A 24,393-nucleotide genomic window follows, 5' to 3' on the forward strand; every position below is an offset into this window, starting at 1 on the left:
GGTCGGCAGGTGCAGCGCCGCGATCCTCGAAAGAGCGGAAACATCACAAGAATTCCTATATGTAAGTTCCAATAGGAGAGAGCGGCGCGTGTTCCTTTCGGTTTTCGACCTGTTCAAGATCGGCATCGGGCCCTCGAGTTCGCACACGATGGGACCGATGACGGCTGCGCGGCGTTTTCTCGACGAGATCGCGGGAGATGACTGGCCGCGCCCGGCCGGCGCCAAGGTCGACCGCATCGCCGCCAGCCTGCATGGCTCGCTGGCCTACACAGGCATCGGCCATGGCAGCGACCGCGCCGTGGTGCTCGGCCTTGCCGGCCAGATGCCGCAAACGGTCGACCCCGATCAGGCCGATGGTATCATTGACCGCATCGCCGCCGACAAGCGAATTTCACCACCCGGCCATCCGTCCTATCGATTCGATCCGGCCACGGATCTGGTGCTGGATCGCAAGACGCCGCTCTCCGGCCACGCCAACGGCATGGCTTTCTGCGCCTATGATGCCGACGGCCACCTGCTGCTAAGGCGCATCTACTATTCGATCGGCGGCGGCTTCGTGGTTTCCGAGGAGGAGCTGCAGCGGATGAAGGCCAAGGGCTCGGTGACGACCGAAGCCAAGAAAGTTCCATACCCCTTCAAGAACGCTGTCGAGATGCTGTCGATGGCGGCAAAAAGCGGTCTTTCCATCGCCGACATGAAGCGCGTCAACGAGGAAACGCAGATGCCGCGCGAAGAGCTCGACGCCGGCCTCGACGGCATATGGAGCGCCATGAAGAGCTGCATCGAGCGCGGGCTGTCGCAGGACGGTATCATGCCGGGCGGGTTGAAGGTGCGCCGCAGGGCGCGGCAATTGCATGACAAGCTGCAGGAACAATGGCAACAGAACCGGCCCAACCCGCTGCTCGCCAATGACTGGCTGTCGATCTATGCCATGGCGGTGAACGAGGAGAACGCCGCCGGCGGGCGCGTTGTCACCGCGCCGACCAATGGTGCCGCGGGCACGCTGCCCGCGGTGCTGCGCTACTGGCTGCATTTCCATCCCGAGGCTGACCAGCCAAGCATCCGCGATTTTCTGCTGACCGCGGCGGCGATCGGCGGCATCATCAAGACCAACGCCTCGATCTCGGGTGCCGAAGTCGGCTGCCAGGGCGAGGTCGGCTCGGCTTCGGCGATGGCGGCGGCGGGATTGTGCGCCGTCATGGGCGGCACGCCCGAGCAGGTCGAGAACGCCGCCGAGATCGCGCTCGAACATCATCTCGGCATGACCTGCGATCCGGTCGGCGGGCTGGTGCAGGTGCCTTGCATCGAACGCAATGCGCTCGGCGCCGTCAAGGCGGTGACTGCCGCTTCGCTCGCCATCAAGGGCGACGGCGTTCATTTCGTGCCGCTCGATGCCGCGATCGAGACTATGCGCCAGACCGGCCTCGACATGAATGAGAAATACAAGGAAACCAGCCTCGGCGGACTGGCCGTCAACATCGTCGAGTGCTGAGCCAACCTTGCACCACGGAGATTGGCACTGTGGAGAAAGTCGGCCAGGCCGTTGACGCCTTCGTGTGCCGGACTAAACCTTAATCCATGTCTCTCAATCTCATAAAGCTCTGTGTCGGCTGCGACAGCGTCGAGGACCTCGAAGAGTGGATCGCCTTCCGCCTCGATGAACGGCGGCGCGCCGGTGAGCCGGCCGAGCACTACCACACCACACGCATGGTGCCGACGCGCGGCGCCGAAGTCACCGACGGCGGTTCCCTCTACTGGGTAATCAAGGGCAATGTGCAGTGCCGCCAGTTGATCACCGAAATCCGTCCTTTCACCGACAGTGAAGGCATTGGACGTTGTCACCTGATCCTCGCCCCCGAGGTCGTGCGCACCGACTGGCAGCCGCGCCGCGCCTTTCAGGGCTGGCGCTACCTGAAACCTTCCGATGCGCCGGCCGATCTCGGCAAGGGCAGGGCCGGGCTGTTCGAGATGCCGCCGAAACTCAGGCGCGAGCTTGCCGATCTCGGCCTTCTCTAAGAAGGCCTGAATTCAAAGCTGCCGCGATCGCTGCTCCAGGCCGCCTCATGGCGGGCTTGCAAGCTGGGCGACAACGCCACATCTTCAATCTCATGAGCGACAAGAAGCAGCCCGTGCCTGCGAAGACCAGTCCCGCGCCGGTCGAGTCCCAATCGAGTGCCGGTGAGATCGACGCCTTTATCCGTCAGGCAAGGACGCTCGCCGCGTCCGCGACCGGCTCCGGCAGGCTGATTCTCTCACTCGACGCGACGATGAGCCGCCAGCCGACCTGGGATCTCGCCTGTGCACTGCAGGGCGAGATGTTTGACGCCGTCGGCAAGGCTGGAGCGCTCAGCGTCCAACTGGTCTATTTTCGCGGTCTTGGTGAATGCCGTTCGTCTGGCTTCGTTACCGACACGAATGCCTTGAAGCAGTTGATGACGCGGATCGAATGCCGCAGCGGCCACACCCAGATCGGCAAGGTGCTCGCCCATGCGCTGAAACAGACGGCGGCGGCCAAGGTCAACGCGCTGGTCTATATCGGCGATGCGATGGAAGAAAATATCGACGACCTAGCCGAAAAGGCCGGCAGCCTCGGCCTGCACGGCGTTCCTGTCTTCGTCTTTCAGGAAGGCCATGATTCCGGCGCGGAAAAGGCGTTCAAGGAAATTGCGCGGCTGTCCAAGGGGGCCTGGTTCCGATTTGATCGGCAGGCTGCCGCAACCTTGGCCAGCTTGCTTTCGGCGGTCGCCGTGTTTGCGACGGGCGGGCTGAAGGCACTGGAGGCCAGGGGCAGGCCGGAAGACCAGCTGATGATCGAGCATCTGCGGGGCGGCAGGAAATAATGGGCGCGCTTCTTCTATTTGTGGCGTTGCTTCTGGTGCTGCTCGGCACGGCCATGGTTTTCCTCCGCGCCGACCCCGCGAGACTAGCAAGCGCGATGAGAACGCTTGGGCCCGTCCTGCTGGCGCTGATCGGCGTCGCCGTGCTCTTGGTCGGACGCGGAGGCATTGGCGGCCTGATCCTGTCGGTTGCGCTCGCCTGGTATGGCTCGATGCGGATGAAGCGGCCGACAGCGAAACTGGAGCCGGGCAAGCATTCGACGGTGCGCACCGCGGCACTCGAAATGGAGCTTGATCACGATACCGGCAGCCTGGAGGGGCTCGTGCTCGCCGGCCGCCATGAAGGCAAGATGCTTGGCACGATGGGCCTTGCGGAATTGCAGCAGCTTTATCGCGAGCTCTTCGGCGACCCGGAGAGCCGCCAGCTGCTAGAGACGTATCTTGACGGCAGATTTCCCGTCTGGCGCAAAGACGCTGAGGCGGATGGTGGCGAAGGGCTGGGTGTTTCGCCAGGTTCTGGCTCCATGACTAAGGAGGAGGCCTACAAGATCCTTGGTCTTGAAGCGGGGGCCGCCGCGGCGGATGTCCGCAAGGCGCACCGCCGCCTGATGCAGCGCCTGCACCCCGATATCGGTGGCACGTCTTTCCTGGCGGCGCGGATCAACGAAGCCAAGGACGTCTTGCTCTCCAATCACCATTAGTCTCCTTCGACGCAGAATTTTCCGGGAGGGTGTCTTTCCACGCTGCCTACTGCTGGACGGCGTAGCATTCGATTTTCTTTTTCTTCAGGGCGTTGCAGGCTTTCCAGGCGGCGGTCTTCGAACCAAAGCCGAACCGGGCGCGGTAGTAGGTGACGCCGTCCTTTTCGAAGGCGACGGTGAAGCCCGAGGCGTCGGCCAGGACCGAAGGCGCCTGCTTGATCGTCTTGTCGAGGAGGGCCTGGGCTTCGGACTGTTTTGGCGAAGAGGCGACCTGCACCGCCCAACCGGACGGCACCGATGCCGTTTTGACGGGATCGACGTCAGCTGGCTCGGCGTAGGCTGCCATGACCCGCGCGGTCGCCACGTCGTCCGCGGCGGCCGCAGCCACTGCCTTGACCTTCCTGGTCTGAACGGCCGGGGCGGTTTCTTCAACGACAGGCTCGGCCTCCTCAACAAGAGAGGCTATGGCGTCGTCGTCCGGCTTGCTGTCCGGTGTCGGCGCGTCGTCCTTGGGCAGGAACACTTTTGCCAGCGCGGTGATCGGGTTGCCGCCGCTGGCTTTGGCGACCAGCATGCCGCTGCCGCGCGACGACGCCTTCGGCATGTAGGTGTTGATCAACCCGGCCATCTGGTTGTCGCGGCTGCCGCCGGATTTCCCACCTATGACCACTGCGACGATGCGGCGGTCGCCGTCGGAGACCGAGGAGACGAGATTGTAGCCGGAGGCGCGGGTATAGCCCGTCTTGATGCCGTCGACGCCCTTGATGCGCCCGAGCAGGCGGTTATGGCCGTTGATGCGCTTACGGCCATAGAGGAAGGATCGCTGCGAGAAGTAGCCGTAATATTGGGGAAAATGCTCCCGCAGCGCGATGCCGAGCACGGCCATGTCGCGCGCAGTGGTGAACTGACCGGGGTTTGGCAAGCCGTGGGCGTTGCGGAAAACGGTCCCCTTCATACCCAGTGCCCGCGCTTTGGCCGTCATCATGTGGGCGAAATTGGCTTCATTACCGCCGAGAAGTTCGCCGAGTGCCGTTGCCGAGTCGTTTGCCGACTTGGTCACCATCGACAGGATCGCGGTCTCGACCGTGATCGCGCCGCCCGGCCTGACACCGAGTTTCGTCGGCGGTTCGGCAGCAGCGTTGGCCGAGAAGACGACCCGGGAACTCTTGCTGATCTTGCCTTTCGCCATGGCCTCGAAAGCCAGGTAAAGCGTCATCATCTTGGTGAGCGAGGCGGGATAGCGCCGACCGTCGGCATTCGAAGAATAGAGCACCTTGCCGGTCTTTGCGTCCATGACGATGGCCGCCGACTTGGCCGCCATGGACGGAGCAGCGTCGGCAACGACGAATGTCATCGCCAAAGCGAAGATCATGATCGTTTTTAGAGAGGACGCGGATTTGGAGAGAATGCCCGACAACGCCTGACGCACCGATGGTTCCTTTGAAATTTTTTGTTGCGCTGGAGGCGGGCAAAGGGATCCTGCCTCACTTCCGGCCAAGCTAACGCGGCCAGCGTTACCAATCCGTTTATGGTAACCGCCGCGTTCACCATTTTCTTCGAGCTTGAGCTTTTCTTTATTCGAATTTTAGCCGCTGCCAGTGCTTGGCCGGTGTGCTGACGGCTGTCGCCGCATTCGGCGAGACATTGACTTTTTGTGCATTGCACAATATCTTACTTGCATTGCACAACGCGGCCAGGACAGGGCGCGTCCACCCTCAGGGCAACCGTCAAGGGAATGCGTGAAATGACCCAGACCTATGAAGATTTCAGCAAATACGGCAAGGAGTTTGCCGACTCCGGATTGAAGAGCTTCGCATCCCTTTCCAAGGGTGCGCAGGCAATCGCCACCGAGGCGAGCGAGTACACCAAGAAGAGCTTCGAAGCCGGCAGCGCAGCAGCAGAGAAACTTTTGTCGGCCAAGTCGCTGGAGAAGGCGTTCGAGATCCAGTCCGACTTTGCCAAGCAGTCCTACGAATCCTTCGTCACCGAAGCCACCAAGATCGGCGATCTCTATGCCGAACTCGCCAAGGAAGCCTACAAGCCGTTCGAATCAATCGTCGCAAAAGCGAAATAATCTCGCTTTAGCATGTGAAGGATGGCTCTCGGGCCTGCAAGGCAGACCCGGTCGCGCACGCGCGGCCGGGTTTTTTCATGGCAATTTGAAATCAGGGGCTCTTACTGCCTTCACGATTTCAAAAATCGGCCAAGTTTGGCCATCTAGCCATATTGTCAGCTAAACAGAAGGGCTTAAAATCGTTCATCGAACACCTACATGTCGAACTCGCTTGGGGATTCGAAAAAGGCAGGACTACGTGACTACAGGTTTGACTGCCACAAGAGATGTGGTGCGTATGCAAAACGGCAGCGACGGCAACGAGGCCGGTCGCGGCACGGCTGTCATTACGCGCACCAAAACCAAGACCAAGAAGCCTAGCCTTTATCGGGTCCTCATTCTCAACGACGACTACACGCCCATGGAATTCGTGGTTCACGTGCTGGAGCGTTTTTTCCAGAAGGACCGTGAAGCCGCCACACGCATCATGCTTCATGTTCACAATCATGGAGTGGGCGAGTGCGGGGTCTATACATTCGAGGTGGCCGAGACCAAAGTGTCCCAGGTCATGGATTTCGCCCGACAAAATCAGCATCCGCTGCAATGCGTGATGGAGAAGAAGTGAGGTAACATGCCGGCTTTCTCCCAAGGCCTGGAAAAGGCGCTTCACCAGGCGCTGACGTTCGCCAACGAGCGGCACCACGAATATGCAACCCTTGAACATTTGCTGCTCGCTCTCATCGACGACACCGAGGCGGCCGCGGTCATGCGCGCCTGCAACGTCGATCTCGACGAGCTGAAGCATACGGTTCTCACCTATATCGACACCGAGCTCGACAATCTCGTCACCGGCTACGACGAGGATTCCAAGCCGACGGCTGGTTTCCAGCGCGTCATCCAGCGCGCGGTGATCCATGTGCAGTCGTCCGGCCGCGAGGAAGTCTCCGGCGCCAACGTGCTCGTTGCCATCTTCGCCGAGCGCGAGAGCCATGCCGCCTATTTCCTGCAGGAACAGCAGATGACCCGCTACGACGCGGTCAACTACATCTCGCATGGCATCGCCAAGCGCCCCGGCGCATCCGAGACGCGGTCGCCGCGCGGCGCCGACGACGAGCAGGGCGGCCAGAACGGCGCAGAGCCGCAGGAGGAGGGCGGCAAGAAAAAGCAGCAGCAGGACGCGCTGACCGCCTATTGCGTCAATCTGAACAACAAGGCCAAGGCCGGCAAGATCGATCCGCTGATCGGCCGCGAGTCCGAGATCAACCGCACCATCCAGGTGCTGTGCCGCCGCTCCAAGAACAATCCGCTCTATGTCGGCGACCCCGGCGTCGGCAAGACGGCGATCGCCGAAGGCTTGGCCAAGCGCATCGTCGAAGGCGACGTGCCGGAAGTGTTGCACAATGCCACCGTCTTCGCGCTCGACATGGGAACATTGCTGGCCGGAACCCGCTATCGCGGCGATTTCGAGGAGCGGCTGAAGCAGGTCGTCAAGGAACTCGAGGATTATCCGGGCGCGGTGCTGTTCATCGACGAGATCCACACCGTGATCGGGGCAGGGGCGACGTCGGGCGGCGCCATGGATGCGTCGAACCTGTTGAAGCCGGCGCTGTCGTCCGGAACGATCCGCTGCATCGGCTCGACCACCTACAAGGAGTTCCGCCAGTTCTTCGAGAAGGACCGTGCTTTGGTGCGGCGCTTCCAGAAGATCGACGTCAACGAGCCGACCATCGAGGACGCCATCGAGATCATGAAGGGCCTGAAGCCCTATTTCGAGGAGTTCCACAAGGTTCGCTACACGGCTGAGGCGATCAAGGCTTCGGTCGAACTGTCGGCGCGCTACATCAATGACCGCAAGCTGCCGGACAAGGCGATCGACGTGATCGACGAGACCGGCGCCTCGCAGATGCTGGTGCCGGAGGCCAAGCGCAAGAAGACCATTGGCATCAAGGAGATCGAAGCGACGATCGCCACCATCGCCCGCATTCCGCCGAAGACGGTTTCCGCTGACGACGAGAAGGTGCTGGCCGGTCTGGACGTCGAGCTGAAGCGCGTCGTCTACGGTCAGGACACCGCGATCACGGCGTTGACCTCGGCGATCAAGCTGGCGAGGGCCGGCCTGCGCGAACCGGAGAAGCCGATCGGCTCCTATCTGTTCTCGGGCCCGACCGGCGTCGGCAAGACCGAAGTGGCAAAGCAGCTCGCCGCCTCGCTCGGTGTCGAACTGATCCGCTTCGACATGTCCGAATATATGGAGCGCCACACCGTCTCGCGGCTGATCGGCGCGCCTCCCGGCTATGTCGGCTTCGACCAGGGCGGCCTGTTGACCGACGGCGTCGACCAGCATCCGCATTGCGTGCTGTTGCTCGACGAGGTCGAGAAGGCGCATCCGGACCTGTTCAACATCCTGTTGCAGGTCATGGACCACGGCAAGCTGACCGACCACAACGGCAAGCAGATCGACTTCCGCAATGTCATCCTGATCATGACCACCAATGCGGGCGCCTCGGATGCGCAGCGCGCGGCGATCGGTTTCGGCTCGACCAAGCGTGAAGGCGACGATGTCGAGGCGATCAACCGGCTGTTCACGCCGGAGTTCCGCAACCGTCTCGATGCGATCATCCCGTTCGGCTCGCTGCCGGTTCCGGTCATCCATCAGGTGGTGCAGAAGTTCGTCATGCAGCTCGAGGCCCAGCTTTCCGAGCGTGGCGTCACCTTCGACCTGTCGCAGGAGGCAATCGCGTGGCTGGCCGACAAGGGTTATGACGAGCGCATGGGCGCTCGGCCGCTCGGCCGCGTCATCCAGGAGCACATCAAGAAGCCGCTGGCCGACGAGGTGCTGTTCGGCAAGCTCAAGAGGGGCGGCACGGTGCGTGTTACCGTCGAGAAGAAGGAGACCGGCGAAACCGGCCTGAAGCTCGAATCGCTCGCCGACGAGGCGCCGGTCAAGCCGAAGAAGGAAGAACCGGACGACGCGCCGAAGCCCAGGAAAGCGGCCGTCAAGAAGCCCGCCGCGAAGAAGGCGATCGCGCAGAAGGCTGAGCCCAAGGGCAAGGATGGCGGCAGCAAACGCAGTCTGGTCCCGCAACTGCCTCGCAAGGGGTAAAGGCCTGAAAGCCAAAAAAAGCCCCGGAGACGGGGCTTTTTTCGTTGGATGATGGCCGAAGCCGGATGCCCGGCTTCAGTTTTCCAGCGCAGTCCGTATCTTGCCGGCGTTCTCAGCCAGTACCTCGGGCTTCTCCATCTGCCCACTATGCGGCTTCAACGGAATGCCCTCAAAGCGCGGAATGACATGGACATGGAGATGATAGACGGTCTGGCCCGAAGCGGGCTCGTTGAACTGCAGGACGGTGACACCATCGGCGCCGAAGGCCTTCTTCACCGCCAACGCAACCTTCTGAACAATTGCGAAAAGTGGGCCGAACGTTGCCGGATCCGCGTCTAGCAGGTTGCGCGACGGCGCCTTCGGCACAACCAGCGTATGACCCGGGCCTTGCGGCATCACATCCATGAAGGCGACAACCGCGTCATCTTCATAGACGCGATGCGATGGGATTTCACCGCGTAGGATTTTCGCGAAGATATTGTCGCTGTCGTAGATGGCTTCGGCCATGGCGTGCGCTCCCGATTATGCCTTGTTCTGCCGCATCGACCCGAAAATCGGAATCGATGTTCGGAAAGTACGATGCGGAGATTCAAAGTGTTAGAGCCTACTTTGTGCGTCCAATTGGACGCACGTCGCTCTAATCGTCCGCCAGATCCTTGCGGAACGGAGTGTGCCCTTCGAGATAGTCACCCATCCGCTCGACTTCGCGCCGCTCGCGGTTGAGGTAGTCGGCGACCGCATTGCGCAAGCCGGGATGCGCGATGTAATGCGCCGAATGCATGGTCACCGGCCTGTAGCCGCGCGCCAGCTTATGCTCGCCTTGCGCGCCCGCTTCGACCACTTTCAGCTTGCGGTCGATCGCGAAGTCGATCGCCTGGTGATAGCAGACTTCGAAATGCAGGAAGGGATGGTCCTCGATGCAGCCCCAGTTGCGCCCGTAGAGCGCATCGGAACCGATGAAATTAATGGCGCCGGCAATGTAGCGTCCATTGCGCCTGGCCATCACAAGCAGGATGTCGTCGGCCATGCGCTCGCCGATCATCGAGAAGAACTCGCGGTTGAGGTAAGGCCGCCCCCATTTCCTGCTGCCGGTATCCATGTAGAAGGCAAAGAAGTCGTCCCAGGCTCTTTCGGTCAGGTCCTTGCCGGTCAGCCAATCGATCGAGATGCCGTGAGCGAGCGCCTCGCGCCGCTCCTTCTTCATCGCCTTGCGCTTGCGCGAGGCCAGCGTGGCGAGAAAGTCGTCGTAGGTCGAAAACCCTTCATTGAAGAAGTGGAACTGCTGGTCAGTGCGGTGCAGGAAGCCCGCCGCTTCCAGCGCCGCGACATCTTTCTGCTGCGCGAAGGTCACGTGCGCGGAAGACACGCCGAGCTTTTCCGTCACGGCCTTCAGACCTGCTGCCAAGCCGGCCTTCACGGCCCAACTGTCCTCGCCCTTGTTGACCAGCAGGCGAGGGCCGGTGGCGGGTGTGAACGGCACCGCGCATTGCAGCTTTGGATAGTAGCGCCCGCCGGCGCGCTCGAATGCGTCCGACCAGCCGTGATCGAACACATATTCGCCCTGGCTGTGCGATTTCAGGTAGCAGGGAACGGCCCCGAGGAACTTGCCTTGCGTCGTCTCCAGTCTGAGGTGATGGCCCTGCCAGCCGGTGCGCCGCACGGCGCAGCCGGAATCCTCGAGTGCGCTCAGAAAAGCGAATGAAACGAGAGGGTTGTAGCCGTTTTCTGTATCGTCGCGCGCGGTGCCGCCGAGCCCATCCCATTCCGCGCAGGTGAAGGCGCCGATGCCGGCTGCGACGCGGATCGAGTACTCCGCATTCACCGTTTGCCCGTCACCGTCATCGCCTTGATCCATGAGGCTTATGTAGACTCCATCAGGGCTTGTGCAAGCTCGGTTTTCAAGCGACCTGTACCAGATCGGGTTCGAACCCTTCGAACGTCATCTGGTCGGCATATTTGAAGGTCAGGTCAATCGCCGGCTGGTCGAGCACGGTCCAGGTGATGACAGGCATTTTGAGCTTTTCGCGCACGAAACTGACGAACCGGTTCGGCAGGTCACCGGCGGCATAGGAGGTGAAGGCGATGTCGTGCGCCAGCATGGCGAAATGCGCCTCGATCAGCTTGACGTCTTTGCCGTAGGCGGTCAGCCCCCCCGGAATGCCGGGTGCGTGTTTCGCGAAATCACGGATCAGCCAGTGGTCGAACGACATGATCGCCGCCTTGCCCTTGTAGCGCTTGAGCATTTTGCCGACGCTTTCCACCAGGCCCTCGTCGTGGCCGGGAACCCCTTTCAACTCGACGATCATCGGCACGCGGCCGTCGACCAGATCGAGCACCTGCTGCAGCGTCGGCAGATGGTCTGATGTGCCGCCGATCTTGAGCGCCGTCATCTCCGCCGCCGTGCGCTGCCAGACGAAACCGTCCTGGCCGGTCAGCCGCTTCAGATCGCCGTCGTGGATAACGACCGGGATCCGGTCAGACGATATATGCACGTCGCATTCGATCGCATAGCCGCGTTCGGCCGCCGCGGCGAAGGCCGAAAGCGTGTTCTCCCAACGCGCCTTGTTCATGTCGTGAAGGCCGCGATGGGCAATGGGCCGGGCGGTCAGCCAGGAAAGATCGGTCATGTCAGGTTCATTCGACTTCGAAGACGGCTTCGATTTCCACTGCGGCATTAAGCGGCAGCGAGGCGCTCCCGACGGCGGCGCGGGCGTGTTTGCCGCGATCGCCAAGCACCGCGACCAGAAAATCGGAGGCGCCGTTGGCAACCAGGTGCTGCTCGACGAAATCCGGCACTGATGCGACAAAGACGGTGATCTTCACCAGCCGACGGATTTTCTCGAGGCTGCCAAGCGCCGCCTTGGCCTGCGCCAATATGTTGATCGCGCAGTATTTTGCCGCCTCCTTGCCGCCTGCGGTGTCGACATCGCGGCCGAGCAGTCCGCTGGCCTGCAGCTTGCCCTCCTTGAGCGGTAATTGCCCGGCGGTGAACAGCAGATTGCCTGACCTGCAATAGGGCACGTAGTTGGCGGCGGGCGCGGCGGCGACAGGAAGCGTCACGCCGAGATCGCTTAGCCGCTTTTCGATTGTTTCACCCATGGTATTTCCTTATTGCTTGAAGACGCCGCGCAGGCCGGGCCGAAATTGCTATTTTTGCCTCGCTTCCGCCACGACTTTTTTTAAGCTGGACCATCTTTCCCTGCGGCCTGCCATCAGCCGCTATGATCGGAGCCCCGTATGAGCGCGACGCGCCTCGCATTCCACGCTGTCCTGCTGCCCACGCTATTCGCGGTGGCTCCTGCTTTCGCCGTGCCGACGCTGCAGGCGCATCGCGCTGTCTATGACCTCAGCCTGGACAAGGCCTCCGATCGCTCCGGCATCTCCGGCATCACCGGCCGCATGGTCTACGAGTTCAACGGCTCGCCTTGCGAAGGCTACACGGTGAAGTTCCGCTTCGTCACCCAGATTGTCACCAACGACAATACAAGGCTGACCGATCAGCAAACGACCACTTTCGAGGACGCCGAAGGCAAGACCTTCTCGTTCGTGACAAAATCCTTCGTCGACCAGAACCTCGAAAAGGAGGTCAAGGGCACCGCGACGAAGGAGGCGAAGGGCCTCAAGGTCGATATCGACAAGCCGGAGAAGAGCAGCCTCGAATTGGCGGCCACCCAGTTTCCGACCCAGCATCTGGTCGAACTGATCGACAAGGCCGAAAAGGGCGAAAATTTCTATGAAACCAACCTGTTCGACGGCTCGGAAGATGCCAACAAGGTAATGACCACCACCGTCGTCGTCGGCAAGAAGACCGATGCCGACAAGACCGACCCGGAAGCGTCGGCACTGGCTAAACTCGCCACCGACCAATATTGGCCGGTCGACATCGCCTACTTCGACGACACCGACAAGTCAGGCGAGGAGGTGCCGGAATACCGGATCAGCTTCAAGCTGCATGAGAACGGCCTCACGCGCGACCTCGTCATGGACTACAACGACTTCTCGATGACCGGCAAGCTGGTCAATCTGTCGTTGTTCGATCAGCCGAAAACCTGTCCGCCGAAATAGGGCTCAGCTGCCGCAAACTACCGCTCGAGTTATCCATGCGCGCCGCAGGGCGGCAAACGACTTGAACACGCCGCAATTGCGTCTCACCTTTTCCGCCGGCGTCAATCCAGCGGGGAAGCAGGGTGAGCAGAATCGATGTGTTCGTGGCGCCGAAGCCCAATCCGGCGCTGATCAGAATCATGACGATCATCAACCGGGTTGTCATGCTGCACGGCATTCCCGGGTTTCGCGACCTGTTGCCGTTCAACCGCCTGGCCGGATTGCGCGGCGTCGCCAATGTCCGCCACATCGACTTTCCGGTCGACGACCGGCAGCGGCTGAAGGCCTGTTGCGGCGCAGGCAAGGCGACGTTCATCACGCCCAACCATCCGGAATTCTTTACCGACTGGATGATCGACAAGGAGATCGTCTCGCGGTCAAGCCCGCTTGCTGCATCCTGGGCCACGCATGGCGTCGTCAACGGCCTCGGCCGGATCATGCAGAAATTCTGGCTGGCCAACAATCTGATCGCCCAGATTCCCGGCAACAGCACTGCTGCCAAGAAACACTCGGTCGCCTGGGCGCTGAAAGGGCATGGCGTGCTCCTCCATCCCGAAGGCGGCGTCGGCTGGCATGCCAATGTCGTCGGTCCGCTGCTTCCGGGCGCGGTCGAGATGGCGTCCGAAGCGCTCAAGCGCGGCCGGGCTGCGGACCAGGACTTCAAGGTCTGGATCGCGCCGGTTGTCTGGAAGCTCGCTTTCACCAAAAATGTCGAGCCGGCGCTGGCGCAGGAATGCGCCTATGTCGAGAAAAGCCTGACGATCGAACGCAATCCCGCCGATACGCTGCCGGAGCGCGTTCACCACATCTATGCAACGCTGCTGTCGCGCGATGAGATTGCCTGCGGCAAGGTGCCCGACGAGCAGGCTTCGTATGCCACGCGTCAGAAGCAACTGCTGCTCGATCTGAGCCGGCGCCTCGGGGAGCGTATTTCGGTCGATCCCGGCGCCAATGAGATCGCCGAGCTTTTGCGCCGGTCGCGCCGCTGGCTGCGGGACAATACGGGAAACGCCGAAGGGCAAAAGCAGGTCCGTGCGCTGGCGGACACGATCCAGCGTCTCCAACGCGTCGGACCATGGGCCTCGGCCAACCCGCGCATCACCCAGGAGGAGATCGCCGAGCATCTGAAGCGTATTCGCAACGACTACTGCAAGGGTAAGCTGCGCGACACGATCAACCGCTTCGTGCCGCAACCGGCTGGGCCGCGCCGCGCCCACATCCGGGTGCCGGAGCCGTTGGGGCTGCACACCTGTCGCGGCTCGATCGAAGACGCGCTTGCGCAATTGCGTCACCGCATGCAGGACACCATCACCGCAATCGTCGCCGACGTCGAGGCCGGCGGCGGCTTCATTTTCTATCCGAATCCCTTCTATCATCGCGATTCCTGATCAACGCAGCCCGGTTCGGCACAAGATGTCGGCGCAAGATGAAGGAGTACGGCAAGCCCCATGGCGGTCTATGTCGACGCGGCGATCTGGAAATGGGTCGGCCACCGCTGGTGTCATCTGCTGGCCGACGATACCGAAGAGCTGCACCGTTTTGCAGCACAGCTCGGCGTCAAGCGCTCGTCCTATCAGGGGCCGCCGAAGACATCGGCGCCGCACTATGACATAACCGGCTTCGAGCGCGACCGCGCGGTGCGGCTTGGCGCCATCGAATGCAGCCGCGAGGAGATCGTTGCGGTCTTCCGGCGGGTGAAGATACCGAAAGGGAAGATACGGCCATGACTTTGACGGCATTTCTGGCTTACTGCGCAGCTATCACGCTTGCCGCCGCCACGCCTGGCCCGGCGATGTTTGCGGTCATCACCAACGGCATCTCACGCGGGTTCGTTCGCGCCTTCATGGCCGGCATTGGCATCGCCGCCGGCGACGCGGTGCTGGTCACTTTGGCGCTGCTCGGCCTCGTGGCGTTGGCACAGACCTTCGAATGGGTGTTTCTCGCCCTGAAATATGCAGGTGCCGCCTACCTGGTCTTCCTCGGCATCAGGATGTGGCGATCGGCCACCGCGCAACCGGACGGCCTGCAGGCGGTGCAGCCAAGGCTGTCCCGATCGTTTTTCCTCGGCGCTTCCATCGCGCTGGGCAACCCCAAGGCGATCCTGTTCCACGCTTCCATCATGCCACTGATCCTCGACCTCGACACGATGACCGTCGCTGACGGACTGCTCGTGGTTGCAGTGGTGATCAGCGTCAACATTCTCACCATGGGTGTCTATGCGGCGCTCGCCGGGCGGGCGTCGGGCTGGTTCAGGACGCCGAGGCGCGTGCATCTGATGAACAGGTTTGCGGGCGGTGCCATGATCGGCACCGGTGCGCTGATCGCCGCACGCTGAACCGCAAGACGCCGCAGCGCTTGCGTTTGTCGCGCATCCCCTCTATATGCGCGCTCATTCCACACACGGACTTTGGTGTCTGCCCGGGAGAAATCCGGCTGAAACCTCCGGTGGCGTTCGAGGACAAAGTCCAAAAATGCCTGTGTCCGTGGAGGCTAACCGGAAAGGATACTCAAGAATGGCTCTGCCTGATTTCAGCATGCGCCAGCTTTTGGAAGCTGGCATTCACTTCGGCCACCAGACCCACCGCTGGAACCCGAAGATGGCGCCCTACATCTATGGCGCCCGCAACAACATCCACATCATCGACCTTTCGCAGACGGTGCCGCTGCTGCACCAGGCGCTGAAGCAGGTTTCCGACACCGTCGCCAAGGGTGGCCGCGTGCTGTTCGTCGGCACCAAGCGCCAGGCGTCCGACATCGTCGCCGATGCCGCGCAGCGCTCGGCCCAGTATTATGTCAACTCCCGCTGGCTCGGCGGCATGCTGACCAACTGGAAGACGATCTCGAATTCCATCCAGCGCCTGCGCAAGCTCGACGAGATGCTGGCCGGCGAGGCCCAGGGGCTCACCAAGAAGGAGCGCCTCAACCTCGATCGCGAGCGCGAGAAGCTCGACAAGGCGCTCGGCGGCATCAAGGACATGGGCTCGACGCCCGACCTGATGTTCGTGATCGACACCAACAAGGAAGCGATCGCCATCCTCGAGGCCAAGCGTCTCGGCATCCCGGTCGTCGCCATCATCGATTCCAACTGCGACCCGGACAAGATCGACTTCCCGATCCCGGGCAATGACGATGCGGCCCGCGCTATCCAGCTCTATTGCGATCTGATCGCCAAGGCTGCAATCGACGGCATCGCCCGCCAGCAGGGCGCGCTCGGCGTCGACGTCGGCGCCTTGGCCGAGGCTCCGGTCGAGCCGGCACTCGATACGACCCCGGCCGCTGAGACACCGGCTGCCGAGACACCGGAAGCGTAACAGCGAAGGCCGGTTTCGGCCTTCATCTTTCTCATATTTTGGCGCGCTAAGCGCTGGCGCCAGGCGCATCACCGAGTCGGTGGTGCGTCGGTGCATTTTAAACGAAGAGGCGACAATGAGCATTTCGGCTGCACAGGTCAAAGAACTCCGCGACTTGACCGGCGCGGGCATGATGGACTGCAAGGCGGCGTTGAACGAAACCAACGGCAACATGGAAGAAGCCGTCGACTGGCTGCGCAAGAAGGGCATTTCCAAGGCCGACAAAAAGGCCGGCCGCACCGCGGCCGAGGGTCTCATCGGCGTCGATTCCGGTATCCGTGAAGCAGCGGTCGTCGAGGTCAATTCCGAGACGGACTTCGTTGCCCGCAACGCCGCGTTCCAGGAGATCGTCGCCAACGTTGCCAAGGTCGCGCTTGCCTATGGCGGCAAGACCGAGGCCGTCGCGGCCGCCCCGTATCCGGGTTCGGACAAGTCGGTCACCGACACCATCAAGGACGCCGTCGGCACGATCGGCGAGAACCTTGGCTTTCGCCGTTCGGCCAAGCTCGCTGTCGAGCATGGCGCCGTCGCAACCTACGTCCACAACGCGGTTGCCGACGGCCTTGGCAAGCTCGGCGTGCTGGTCGCCATCGAAACGACAGGCAACGCGCAGGCAGCCAACGCCTTTGCCCGTCAGGTCGCCATGCACGTCGCCGCCACCAACCCGATGGCGCTGACGACGGAGCAGCTCGATGCAGCCGCGGTCGAGCGCGAGAAGGCGATCTTCGCCGACCAGGCGCGCCAGTCCGGCAAGCCGGAAGCGATCATCGAGAAGATGGTCGAGGGCCGCCTGCGCAAGTTCTACGAAGAGGTCGTGCTGCTCAAGCAGGCTTTCGTGCTCAATCCCGACATCACCGTCGAGAAAGCACTGAAGGATGCCGAGACAGAAATCGGCGCACCGGCCAAGATCACTGCCTATCTGCGGTTCGCGCTCGGCGAGGGCATCGAGAAGGAAGAGACCGATTTCGCGGCGGAAGTCGCGGCGGCGGTCAAGAAGTAAGCTGCCAGCACGGCAGCTTACGTCTCGCCATCACCATAAGATTTTAACGGCCGGGCGTCCGCGAGGGGATGCCCGGCCGATTTTCTGTGTGGTATCGATGAGGCCAGGCAGGCGACGACAAGCCGTCCGGCTCGCTGCCGGACCTGCTCATGCAACGTGCTTTTGCCGGCGTAGGCTAAGGATTGGAAGAGCGTTTTACGGCTCGGGCGCCGCGTGACATCGAGGCGCCCTTCGTGTATCGGAACGCCAATGTCTTGGGGCAGCGCCTGCGCGAGGGCAGCCACCCCGAACGCTCGTAGGCTTAACGATGAGGACCAGATGACGGTGAAGCCCCTCTACCGACGTGTCTTGCTGAAAGCGTCGGGCGAAGCGCTGATGGGTGAACAGCATTTCGGCATCGACGTGTCGGTCGTCGATCGCATCGCCGCCGACATCGCCGAGGCCCGCGCCATGGGCATTGAGGTCGGCGTCGTCATCGGCGGCGGTAACATCTTTCGCGGCGTCGCCGTTGCATCGAAGGGCGGAGACCGTGTCACCGGCGACCACATGGGCATGCTCGCCACGGTCATCAACTCGCTGGCGCTGCGCACCTCGCTGAACAAGATCGGCGTCGACGCGGTGGTACTGTCGGCAATCGCCATGCCTGAGCTTTGCGAGAGCTTTTCGCAGCGCCAGGCCACCGCCTACATGAACCAGGGAAAGGTCGTCATCTTCGCCGGCGGCACCGGCAATCCGTTCTTCACCACCGATTCGGCGGCAGCGCTTCGCGCTGCGGAAATCGGCGCCGATGCGCTGTTCAAGGGCACCCAGGTCGACGGCGTCTATTCGGCCGATCCCAAGAAGGAGCCGAACGCGACGCGCTTCGAACGCATCAGCCATGCCGAAGTCATAGAACGAGGCCTTTCGATCATGGACACGGCTGCGATTGCACTTGCGCGGGAAAACAACATTCCGATAATCGTCTATTCGATCCACGAGAGGGGTGGGTTCGGCGATATTCTGAGGGGCGGCGGCCGTTGCACGGTCGTCGCGGACGATTGATCGGAGAGACAGATCCCGAACCGAAGGTCCGCGTAAGCGAAAAGCGGGCGCCGGTTTTCTGGATTGAGGGCTCGAACACGGGATTTACCCCTGAAACAGTGAACCCGGGCCAACGGGTCGAGGAGATGACGATGAGTGGCGAATACGATGATCTCAAGCGGCGCATGGACGGGGCGATAGCCGCGTTCAAGCACGATCTGGCTTCGCTGCGGACTGGCCGTGCGTCGAGCAACCTGCTCGACGCGATCCAGGTGCAAGCCTATGGCACCACCATGCCGATCAACCAGGTGGCAAACGTGTCGGTGCCGGAGCCGCGCATGATTTCGGTTTCGGTCTGGGACAAGTCGATGGTCGGCGCGGTCGATCGCGCCATCCGTGAATCCAATCTCGGCTTCAATCCGATCGTCGACGGCACCAATCTCAGAATTCCGCTGCCCGAGCTCAACGAACAGCGCCGCAAGGAACTGGTGAAGATCTCGCATGGTTATGCCGAGAATGCGCGCGTCGCGGTGCGCCACGTGCGCCGGGATGGCATGGACTTTCTCAAAAAGGCGGAAAAGGACGGCGACATCAGCGAGGACGACCATCGCAAGCGGTCCGACCAGGTACAGAAACTCACCGATGAGATGATCAGCACCATCGACCATCTGCTTTCCGATAAGGAAGCTGAAATCATGCAGGTTTAGGGTCGGTGTCCGATCCGAAAGCGAAACTATGACAAGCCCTGCGCATGTCGCGATCATCATGGACGGAAACGGACGCTGGGCCAAGGCGCGCGGCATGCCGCGGCTTGCCGGCCATCGTGCCGGCGTCGAGGCGTTGCGCAACACGGTGCGCGCCGCGCCTGGCCTCGGCATCTCCTTCCTGACCGTCTACGCCTTCTCGTCGGAAAACTGGTCGCGGCCGAAGTCCGAAGTCAGCGACCTGATGGGCCTGTTGAAACTCTTTATCCGCCGCGATCTCGCCGACCTGCACCAGAACGGCGTACGGGTCAGGATCATCGGCGACAGGGCAGGGCTGCAGCCTGACATCAGGACCCTGCTCGAAGAGGCCGAAGCGCTGACCGTTCGCAACGAGGCGCTCACTCTGGTCATCGCTTTCAACTATGGCGGGCGCGACGAGATCGTGCGCACGGCGCGCAAGCTCGCCTCGGCCGTGGCGCGTGGCGAGCTCGACAGCGAGGCGATCACGGCCGAGTCCTTCGCCGGTTCTCTCGATACCCAGGGCATTCCGGATCCGGAACTGGTCATCCGCACCAGCGGCGAGCTCAGGCTGTCGAATTTCCTTCTGTGGCAGGCGGCCTATAGCGAGCTTGTCTTCCTGCCTTGCTACTGGCCCGATTTCAGCCGCGAGCATTTGGCCGACGCATTGCGCGATTTCGCCGGCCGCGAGCGCCGTTTCGGCGGGCTTGGCGCTCAAGACGTCGCTGTGACGGCCAAGGGATGAGCAACCTCCAGCTTCGCGTCATTTCTGCCGTGGTGCTTGCCGTCTTCACGCTTGGCCTGACCTGGCTCGGCGGACTGCCCTTCCGGTTGCTTTGCGCCGCCATGACGATCCTGATCTTTTACGAATGGACGCGGATGTGCCGCCCGGTCCCCGCCACCAGTCTTGGTTTTCTGCCGGAAGCGCTGCTTCTGGTCTTCATCGGCGCCTTGATCGCCGGCTTGCCGGCGCCCTGGCTGCTGTTGCTTGTGGCTGTGCTGGTCGTTGTCACGCTGGTCGCGGCTTCGATGCGCCAGAGCTCGATGCGCCAGAGCTCGATACGCCAGAGCTCGATACGCCAGACGGGGCAATGGGACGCCTCCGGCCTTGCCTATGCCGCCGTTTCCGGCCTGTCACTTGCTCTTTTGCGCGACGGCGACCATCCCGGCCTCGTTGCCATTCTCTTCCTGTTCGCCGTGGTCTGGGCGACCGACATATCGGCCTATTTCGTCGGTCGCGCCGTCGGTGGCCCGAAACTGGCGCCGTCGATCTCGCCCGGCAAGACGCAGAGCGGAGCACTCGGCGGCGCCGTCGGCGGCGTGGTCGCCGGGTTGCTTTTGGCTGCTGCGGCCGGAGCCGGCAATCTCGCAGTGCTCGGTGCCGTCGCGCTCGTGCTTTCGATCGTCGCCCAAGCCGGCGACCTTTTCGAATCATGGGTGAAGCGCCGCCATGACCGCAAGGATTCGGGCACGCTGATACCTGGCCATGGCGGCGTCATGGACCGGGTCGACGGGCTTGTCGCGGCGGCTTTCGCCCTGTACGTCATCGGCTGGATTTCGGCGACCGCCGACCATCCGGCACAGGGGCTGTTTCCAGCTTGATCGGCATTGTTCTTGGCTGGCGCAGGATGCGCCATGGATTCGCCTGGATTGATGTCACAGTCGCGGCACAATCATTGCTGCGGAAGACTGGTTGCGGAAGAACATGCTGCGGATGAATTTGAGGGCATGAATTGAACGGGATTCTTCAATCGGTTTTCAGCACGGAGGGCTTTTTGCTCGGCACGCTGGTGCCTTTCCTGTTCGTGCTGACCGTGGTGGTGTTCGTCCACGAGATGGGCCATTACCTCGTCGGGCGCTGGTGCGGCATCGGCGTGAAAGTCTTTTCGATCGGCTTCGGGCCGGAACTCTTCGGCTTCAATGACAGCCACGGAACGCGCTGGAAACTCTGCGCCATACCGCTCGGCGGTTACGTCAAATTCGTTGGCGACATGAACGCCACCTCGAGCCAGCCCAGCTCGGAGGAGATCGAGACGCTGACCGATGCCGAACGCAAGGTCGCTTTTCACACGCAGCCGGTCTGGAAGCGCGCGGCAACCGTGGTGGCCGGGCCGCTATTCAACTTCCTGCTGACGATCGCCGTCTTTGCGGTGCTGTTTTCCGCCTACGGCCGACCCGTCATGGAGCCAATGGTGGCTGAAGTCACCGCCGGCAGTCCTGCGGCCAGGGCCGGCATTCTGCCTGGCGACCGATTCGTTAGCGTCGACGGCAGCAAGGTCCAGACCTTCTCCGACGTCCAGCGTCTGGTTTCAGGCCGCGGCGGGGATACCATCACCTTCGTCATGCTGCGCGACGGCAAGGAGGTCACCGTTACGGCGGCGCCGGAACTGATGGAGCAGCAAGATGGGCTGGGCAACAAGGTCAAGGTGGCCGTAATCGGCGTCGTCAACAACCAGGAATTCGGTCAACCCAAGCTGATCACCTACAGCCCGGTCGGAGCGGTAGGGGCGGCGGTCGAGGAGACGGGATATATCATTCAGCGCACCGGTCAGTTCCTGCAGCGTTTCGTCGTCGGTCGCGAGGACAAATGCCAGCTGGGCGGCCCAATCAAGATCGCAAAGATGTCGGGACAGGCGGCAAAGCTGGGCTTCGAGTGGCTTGTGCAGCTCGTTGCCTTGCTGTCGGTCGGGATCGGTATTCTCAACCTTTTGCCGATTCCCCCCCTCGACGGCGGCCATCTCCTGTTCTACGGCGTGGAGGCCGTCATTCGGCGACCGGTGTCGGAACGGATGATGGAGATGGGCTATAGAGCCGGCCTGCTTCTCGTCTTGGGCTTCATGGGGTTTGTTTTCTGGAACGATCTGTTTGGGTGCTGAAATCATGAAGAAATTTGGCTTCGATACACCCAGCGTTGAGACGCCGTTTACCATGCGTGGGGATATGCGTGACGCGAAAGCCACGCAACAGAGTTAAGTAAATACAAATTAACCAGGAGCCTTGCGTGTAGGGAAAATCCGGTTAATACGGTAGGGGAAATTACCGCACGTCCGGTTTTCTCGCCGTGGGGACTTCGAGAAAAGGTACAAAAGCCCGATGAAGGCAACATCCAAGTTTCTGAGCGCCGCGTCCGCGGTGGCCCTGTCCGCCGCCCTGGTCGTGCCAGGCGCGCTCGCAGTACAATTCGTTGCCACATCGGCGGCCGAGGCCGCTGTTGTTTCAAGGGTTGAGGTCAGCGGCAATCAGCGTGTCGACGCCGACACGATCCGAAACTATGTCACGATCAAGCCCGGCAAGGCCTTTTCCAGCTCCGATGTCGACGATGCGGTCAAGGCGCTGTTCGGCACCGGGCTGTTCTCGGACGTCCAGATCAACCAGGTCGGTTCGACGCTGGTCATCAAGGTTTCCGAATATCAGGTCGTGAACCAGGTGCTGTTCCAGGGCAACAAGAAGCTCAAGGACAACGCCCTGACGGCTGCGGTCCAGCTGAAGCCGCGCGGAACGTTCTCGCAGCAGGCGCTCGATGCTGATGTCGAGGCGGTCAAGGCCGCCTACAGGCGTATCGGTCGCGACGACGCCGCCGTGACCACCCAGATCATGGATCTTGGCGACAACCGCGTGAACGTGGTCTTCAACATCAACGAAGGTGGCCGTACCCAGATCGCCGCGATCAATTTCGTCGGCAACAGCGCCTATTCGAGCCGTCGTCTGTCCGACGTCATCTCTACCAAGCGCTCGTCCGTCCTTTCGTTCGTGCTGCGTGACGACGTCTATGACGAAGACAAGCTGCGCGCCGACCAGGAACTGCTGCGCCGTTTTTACTACAATCACGGCTATGCCGACTTCCAGGTGATTTCGGCGGTCGGCGAACTCGACGAAACCACCAACAAATACACGGTGACCATCACCGTGCAGGAGGGCGACCGCTACACATTTGGCGACGTCAGCGTCGAGAGCACGATTCCCGAGGTCGACGGCGCGTCGCTGCAGTCGGTGGTCGAGACCCACAAGGGCGATGTCTACAACGCCAAGAACGTCGAGGACACCATCATCGCGCTGACCGAGAAGGTCGCCGGTTCTGGGTACGCCTTCGCCCAGGTGACGCCGCGCGGCGACCGCAATTTCGAGAACCACACGATTTCGGTTGTCTATACGATCGACCAGGGCACCAAGGCCTATGTCGAGCGCATCGAGATTCGCGGCAACGACCGGACACGTGACTATGTCATTCGCCGCGAATTCGACGTGAGTGAGGGCGATGCCTTCAACCAGGTGCTCATCCAGCGCGCGAAGAAGCGGCTGGAAGCGCTCGATTATTTTGAAAAAGTCGAGGTTTCCACTGTGCCCGGCTCCGAGCCGGATCAGGTCGTGCTCGTGGTCGATGTGGTCGAGAAATCGACCGGCGAGTTCTCGGTCGGCGCCGGCTATTCGACCGGCGGCGACACGGCGGGCCCGTCCGTCGAAGGATCGATCACCGAGCGCAACTTCCTCGGGCGCGGCCAGTTCATCAGGCTATCCGCGGGCGGCGGCAAGAATTCGCGCGACTATGCGTTCTCCTTCACCGAGCCCTATTTCCTCGGGCGTCGTATTGCCGCCGGCTTCGACGTCTTCCACCGGACCAGGCAATACGACGACTACGAGAGCGAGACGACAGGCGCGACGGTGCGCTTCGGCCTGCCGATCACCGACAACATCTCGACGCAGCTCGCGTATAATATCTCGCAGGAGAAGTATAAGCTCGATGAAGGCTGCGAGACCGCCGGCGATTACGATCCCCTCAAATGCGACGTTTCTCAGGCAATCCTTGAAGGTATTGACGAAAGCCCGTGGCTCAAGTCATCGGTCAGCCTCGGCTTGGTCTATAACACCATCGACGATATGAAGAACCCGCATGAAGGCATCTACGCCAATGTGACCACGGAAGTGGCCGGCCTCGGCGGTGATGCCCAATTCGTCAAGGTGACGGGGCGCACCAGCGTCTACCAGACATTGTCGGAGCAGCTCGATCTGGTGGGCCTGATTTCGGGCGGTGCCGGCCATGTCCAAGGCTATGGCAGCGAAGACCTGCGCATCTTCGATCATTTCCAGAGCAACGATCGCATGATTCGCGGCTTTGCCTATGGCGGTATCGGTCCTGTGGATCCGACGACTGGCGATCACCTCGGCGGTACTACTTATTTCCATGCCTCGGCGGAGGCTCAATTCCCGATGCCGGTCATTCCGGAGAGCTTCGGTTTGCGCGGCGCGGTCTTCGCTGATGCGGCAACGCTTTATGGCAGCAAGATCAACCGGCACCTTAACGATGGCAATCCGGCCAACGATATAACCATTGCGGGCACCGGCATGGAATGGCGTGCCTCGGTCGGTGTCGGTCTCATGTGGGCGTCGCCCTTCGGTCCGATTCGCATCGACTATGCGGTCCCGGTCAAGAAGGAAGACGACGACGACGTGCAGGAATTCAACTTCGGCATATCGACCCGCTTCTGATTGGCGGACATCGATGCTT

The 24,393-nt window shown here is 61.8% G+C and carries 24 protein-coding genes; 19 read left to right on the forward strand and 5 right to left on the reverse strand.

What is annotated here, in order from left to right; all coding sequences use genetic code 11:
• The first annotated feature begins 88 nt into the window (after nucleotides 1–88).
• The 4 genes from EJ066_RS22985 to EJ066_RS23000 all read left to right on the forward strand — a co-directional run bounded on the left by EJ066_RS22985 (nucleotide 89) and on the right by EJ066_RS23000 (nucleotide 3,538).
• The gene (locus EJ066_RS22985; RefSeq protein WP_126041975.1) at nucleotides 89–1,492 is read left to right on the forward strand and encodes an L-serine ammonia-lyase; all 1,404 of its coding nucleotides are present in this window, start codon (nucleotides 89–91) and stop codon (nucleotides 1,490–1,492) included.
• A gap of 86 nt (nucleotides 1,493–1,578) precedes the next feature.
• Nucleotides 1,579–2,016, forward strand: coding sequence for a DUF1489 family protein (locus EJ066_RS22990; protein ID WP_126041977.1), 438 nt, complete (start codon nucleotides 1,579–1,581; stop codon nucleotides 2,014–2,016).
• 92 nt (nucleotides 2,017–2,108) lie between these two features.
• Nucleotides 2,109–2,840 (forward strand): VWA domain-containing protein, encoded by a 732-nt coding sequence (locus EJ066_RS22995; protein WP_189644347.1) that lies wholly within the window; start codon nucleotides 2,109–2,111, stop codon nucleotides 2,838–2,840.
• On the forward strand, nucleotides 2,840–3,538 hold the full coding sequence (locus EJ066_RS23000) for a DnaJ domain-containing protein (RefSeq protein WP_126041981.1): 699 nt from the start codon (nucleotides 2,840–2,842) through the stop codon (nucleotides 3,536–3,538). Before EJ066_RS22995 ends, EJ066_RS23000 begins: the two co-directional genes overlap by 1 nt.
• A gap of 46 nt (nucleotides 3,539–3,584) precedes the next feature.
• Here the strand turns inward: EJ066_RS23000 and EJ066_RS23005 are convergent, their stop codons facing one another.
• Nucleotides 3,585–4,967, reverse strand: coding sequence for a D-alanyl-D-alanine carboxypeptidase (locus EJ066_RS23005; protein ID WP_126041983.1), 1,383 nt, complete (start codon nucleotides 4,965–4,967; stop codon nucleotides 3,585–3,587).
• A 315-nt stretch (nucleotides 4,968–5,282) separates the two neighbouring features.
• Here EJ066_RS23005 and EJ066_RS23010 point away from each other — a divergent pair, with 315 nt between their 5' ends.
• From EJ066_RS23010 to clpA, 3 genes are all read left to right on the forward strand, one after another.
• Nucleotides 5,283–5,612 (forward strand): phasin family protein, encoded by a 330-nt coding sequence (locus tag EJ066_RS23010; protein ID WP_126041985.1) that lies wholly within the window; start codon nucleotides 5,283–5,285, stop codon nucleotides 5,610–5,612.
• A 277-nt stretch (nucleotides 5,613–5,889) separates the two neighbouring features.
• A complete protein-coding gene (clpS, locus tag EJ066_RS23015) occupies nucleotides 5,890–6,216 on the forward strand; it encodes an ATP-dependent Clp protease adapter ClpS (RefSeq protein WP_036241697.1) in 327 nt (108 codons plus the stop codon).
• A gap of 6 nt (nucleotides 6,217–6,222) precedes the next feature.
• Complete coding sequence (gene clpA, locus EJ066_RS23020) at nucleotides 6,223–8,694, forward strand: ATP-dependent Clp protease ATP-binding subunit ClpA (RefSeq protein ID WP_126041989.1); 2,472 nt, start codon at nucleotides 6,223–6,225, stop codon at nucleotides 8,692–8,694.
• Nucleotides 8,695–8,769: 75 nt separating this feature from the next.
• On the opposite strand, the gene EJ066_RS23025 is transcribed toward clpA, so the two are convergent.
• The 4 genes from EJ066_RS23025 to EJ066_RS23040 form a co-directional block, all read right to left on the reverse strand.
• Nucleotides 8,770–9,201, reverse strand: coding sequence for an HIT family protein (locus EJ066_RS23025; protein WP_126041991.1), 432 nt, complete (start codon nucleotides 9,199–9,201; stop codon nucleotides 8,770–8,772).
• 130 nt (nucleotides 9,202–9,331) lie between these two features.
• Nucleotides 9,332–10,549 (reverse strand): GNAT family N-acetyltransferase, encoded by a 1,218-nt coding sequence (locus EJ066_RS23030; protein WP_126041993.1) that lies wholly within the window; start codon nucleotides 10,547–10,549, stop codon nucleotides 9,332–9,334.
• A 43-nt stretch (nucleotides 10,550–10,592) separates the two neighbouring features.
• Nucleotides 10,593–11,321 carry a glycerophosphodiester phosphodiesterase gene (locus EJ066_RS23035; RefSeq protein ID WP_126041995.1) on the reverse strand — a complete coding sequence of 243 codons (729 nt, stop codon included), beginning with the start codon at nucleotides 11,319–11,321 and terminating at the stop codon, nucleotides 10,593–10,595.
• 7 nt (nucleotides 11,322–11,328) lie between these two features.
• The gene (locus EJ066_RS23040) at nucleotides 11,329–11,793 is read right to left on the reverse strand and encodes a RidA family protein (RefSeq protein WP_126041997.1); all 465 of its coding nucleotides are present in this window, start codon (nucleotides 11,791–11,793) and stop codon (nucleotides 11,329–11,331) included.
• Nucleotides 11,794–11,931: 138 nt separating this feature from the next.
• On the opposite strand from EJ066_RS23040, the gene EJ066_RS23045 reads away from it, so the two are divergent.
• The 12 genes from EJ066_RS23045 to bamA all read left to right on the forward strand — a co-directional run bounded on the left by EJ066_RS23045 (nucleotide 11,932) and on the right by bamA (nucleotide 24,374).
• On the forward strand, nucleotides 11,932–12,759 hold the full coding sequence (locus tag EJ066_RS23045; RefSeq protein ID WP_126041999.1) for a cell envelope integrity EipB family protein: 828 nt from the start codon (nucleotides 11,932–11,934) through the stop codon (nucleotides 12,757–12,759).
• A gap of 122 nt (nucleotides 12,760–12,881) precedes the next feature.
• Entirely contained in the window at nucleotides 12,882–14,186 is a 1,305-nt protein-coding gene (locus EJ066_RS23050; protein ID WP_126042001.1) for a hypothetical protein, read from the forward strand.
• Nucleotides 14,187–14,246: 60 nt separating this feature from the next.
• Nucleotides 14,247–14,525 (forward strand): DUF4031 domain-containing protein, encoded by a 279-nt coding sequence (locus EJ066_RS23055; protein ID WP_126042003.1) that lies wholly within the window; start codon nucleotides 14,247–14,249, stop codon nucleotides 14,523–14,525.
• Nucleotides 14,522–15,133, forward strand: a complete 612-nt coding sequence (locus tag EJ066_RS23060) for a LysE family translocator (protein WP_126042005.1) — start codon at nucleotides 14,522–14,524, stop codon at nucleotides 15,131–15,133. Before EJ066_RS23055 ends, EJ066_RS23060 begins: the two co-directional genes overlap by 4 nt.
• Nucleotides 15,134–15,311: 178 nt before the next feature.
• The gene (gene rpsB / locus EJ066_RS23065) at nucleotides 15,312–16,109 is read left to right on the forward strand and encodes a 30S ribosomal protein S2 (protein ID WP_126042007.1); all 798 of its coding nucleotides are present in this window, start codon (nucleotides 15,312–15,314) and stop codon (nucleotides 16,107–16,109) included.
• Nucleotides 16,110–16,224: 115 nt separating this feature from the next.
• Nucleotides 16,225–17,148, forward strand: coding sequence for a translation elongation factor Ts (gene tsf / locus EJ066_RS23070; RefSeq protein ID WP_126042009.1), 924 nt, complete (start codon nucleotides 16,225–16,227; stop codon nucleotides 17,146–17,148).
• Between the two features lie 318 nt (nucleotides 17,149–17,466).
• Nucleotides 17,467–18,189, forward strand: coding sequence for a UMP kinase (gene pyrH, locus EJ066_RS23075; RefSeq protein ID WP_126042011.1), 723 nt, complete (start codon nucleotides 17,467–17,469; stop codon nucleotides 18,187–18,189).
• Nucleotides 18,190–18,320: 131 nt separating this feature from the next.
• Nucleotides 18,321–18,875 carry a ribosome recycling factor gene (frr, locus tag EJ066_RS23080; RefSeq protein WP_126042013.1) on the forward strand — a complete coding sequence of 185 codons (555 nt, stop codon included), beginning with the start codon at nucleotides 18,321–18,323 and terminating at the stop codon, nucleotides 18,873–18,875.
• A gap of 28 nt (nucleotides 18,876–18,903) precedes the next feature.
• The gene (locus tag EJ066_RS23085; protein ID WP_126042015.1) at nucleotides 18,904–19,635 is read left to right on the forward strand and encodes an isoprenyl transferase; all 732 of its coding nucleotides are present in this window, start codon (nucleotides 18,904–18,906) and stop codon (nucleotides 19,633–19,635) included.
• Nucleotides 19,632–20,492, forward strand: a complete 861-nt coding sequence (locus EJ066_RS23090; protein ID WP_126042017.1) for a phosphatidate cytidylyltransferase — start codon at nucleotides 19,632–19,634, stop codon at nucleotides 20,490–20,492. Before EJ066_RS23085 ends, EJ066_RS23090 begins: the two co-directional genes overlap by 4 nt.
• Nucleotides 20,493–20,623: 131 nt before the next feature.
• Nucleotides 20,624–21,766, forward strand: a complete 1,143-nt coding sequence (rseP, locus tag EJ066_RS23095; protein ID WP_126042019.1) for an RIP metalloprotease RseP — start codon at nucleotides 20,624–20,626, stop codon at nucleotides 21,764–21,766.
• 217 nt (nucleotides 21,767–21,983) lie between these two features.
• The gene (gene bamA, locus EJ066_RS23100; RefSeq protein WP_126042021.1) at nucleotides 21,984–24,374 is read left to right on the forward strand and encodes an outer membrane protein assembly factor BamA; all 2,391 of its coding nucleotides are present in this window, start codon (nucleotides 21,984–21,986) and stop codon (nucleotides 24,372–24,374) included.
• Nucleotides 24,375–24,393: the final 19 nt, after the last annotated feature.

The sequence above is a fragment of the Mesorhizobium sp. M9A.F.Ca.ET.002.03.1.2 genome (assembly GCF_003952365.1).
GTDB lineage: Bacteria > Pseudomonadota > Alphaproteobacteria > Rhizobiales > Rhizobiaceae > Mesorhizobium.

Bases quoted from the DNA above. Each gene is read 5' to 3' on its own strand.
- EJ066_RS22990 (WP_126041977.1), top strand. From the start codon at position 1,579: ATGTCTCTCAATCTCATAAAGCTCTGTGTCGGCTGCGACAGCGTCGAG.
- EJ066_RS22995 (WP_189644347.1), top strand. From the start codon at position 2,109: ATGAGCGACAAGAAGCAGCCCGTGCCTGCGAAGACCAGTCCCGCGCCG.
- EJ066_RS23000 (WP_126041981.1), top strand. From the start codon at position 2,840: ATGGGCGCGCTTCTTCTATTTGTGGCGTTGCTTCTGGTGCTGCTCGGC.
- EJ066_RS23010 (WP_126041985.1), top strand. From the start codon at position 5,283: ATGACCCAGACCTATGAAGATTTCAGCAAATACGGCAAGGAGTTTGCC.
- clpS (WP_036241697.1), top strand. From the start codon at position 5,890: ATGCAAAACGGCAGCGACGGCAACGAGGCCGGTCGCGGCACGGCTGTC.
- clpA (WP_126041989.1), top strand. From the start codon at position 6,223: ATGCCGGCTTTCTCCCAAGGCCTGGAAAAGGCGCTTCACCAGGCGCTG.
- EJ066_RS23025 (WP_126041991.1), bottom strand. From the start codon at position 9,201: ATGGCCGAAGCCATCTACGACAGCGACAATATCTTCGCGAAAATCCTA.
- EJ066_RS23030 (WP_126041993.1), bottom strand. From the start codon at position 10,549: ATGGATCAAGGCGATGACGGTGACGGGCAAACGGTGAATGCGGAGTAC.
- EJ066_RS23035 (WP_126041995.1), bottom strand. From the start codon at position 11,321: ATGACCGATCTTTCCTGGCTGACCGCCCGGCCCATTGCCCATCGCGGC.
- EJ066_RS23040 (WP_126041997.1), bottom strand. From the start codon at position 11,793: ATGGGTGAAACAATCGAAAAGCGGCTAAGCGATCTCGGCGTGACGCTT.
- EJ066_RS23045 (WP_126041999.1), top strand. From the start codon at position 11,932: ATGAGCGCGACGCGCCTCGCATTCCACGCTGTCCTGCTGCCCACGCTA.
- EJ066_RS23055 (WP_126042003.1), top strand. From the start codon at position 14,247: ATGGCGGTCTATGTCGACGCGGCGATCTGGAAATGGGTCGGCCACCGC.
- EJ066_RS23060 (WP_126042005.1), top strand. From the start codon at position 14,522: ATGACTTTGACGGCATTTCTGGCTTACTGCGCAGCTATCACGCTTGCC.
- rpsB (WP_126042007.1), top strand. From the start codon at position 15,312: ATGGCTCTGCCTGATTTCAGCATGCGCCAGCTTTTGGAAGCTGGCATT.
- tsf (WP_126042009.1), top strand. From the start codon at position 16,225: ATGAGCATTTCGGCTGCACAGGTCAAAGAACTCCGCGACTTGACCGGC.
- pyrH (WP_126042011.1), top strand. From the start codon at position 17,467: ATGACGGTGAAGCCCCTCTACCGACGTGTCTTGCTGAAAGCGTCGGGC.
- frr (WP_126042013.1), top strand. From the start codon at position 18,321: ATGAGTGGCGAATACGATGATCTCAAGCGGCGCATGGACGGGGCGATA.
- EJ066_RS23085 (WP_126042015.1), top strand. From the start codon at position 18,904: ATGACAAGCCCTGCGCATGTCGCGATCATCATGGACGGAAACGGACGC.
- EJ066_RS23090 (WP_126042017.1), top strand. From the start codon at position 19,632: ATGAGCAACCTCCAGCTTCGCGTCATTTCTGCCGTGGTGCTTGCCGTC.
- bamA (WP_126042021.1), top strand. From the start codon at position 21,984: ATGAAGGCAACATCCAAGTTTCTGAGCGCCGCGTCCGCGGTGGCCCTG.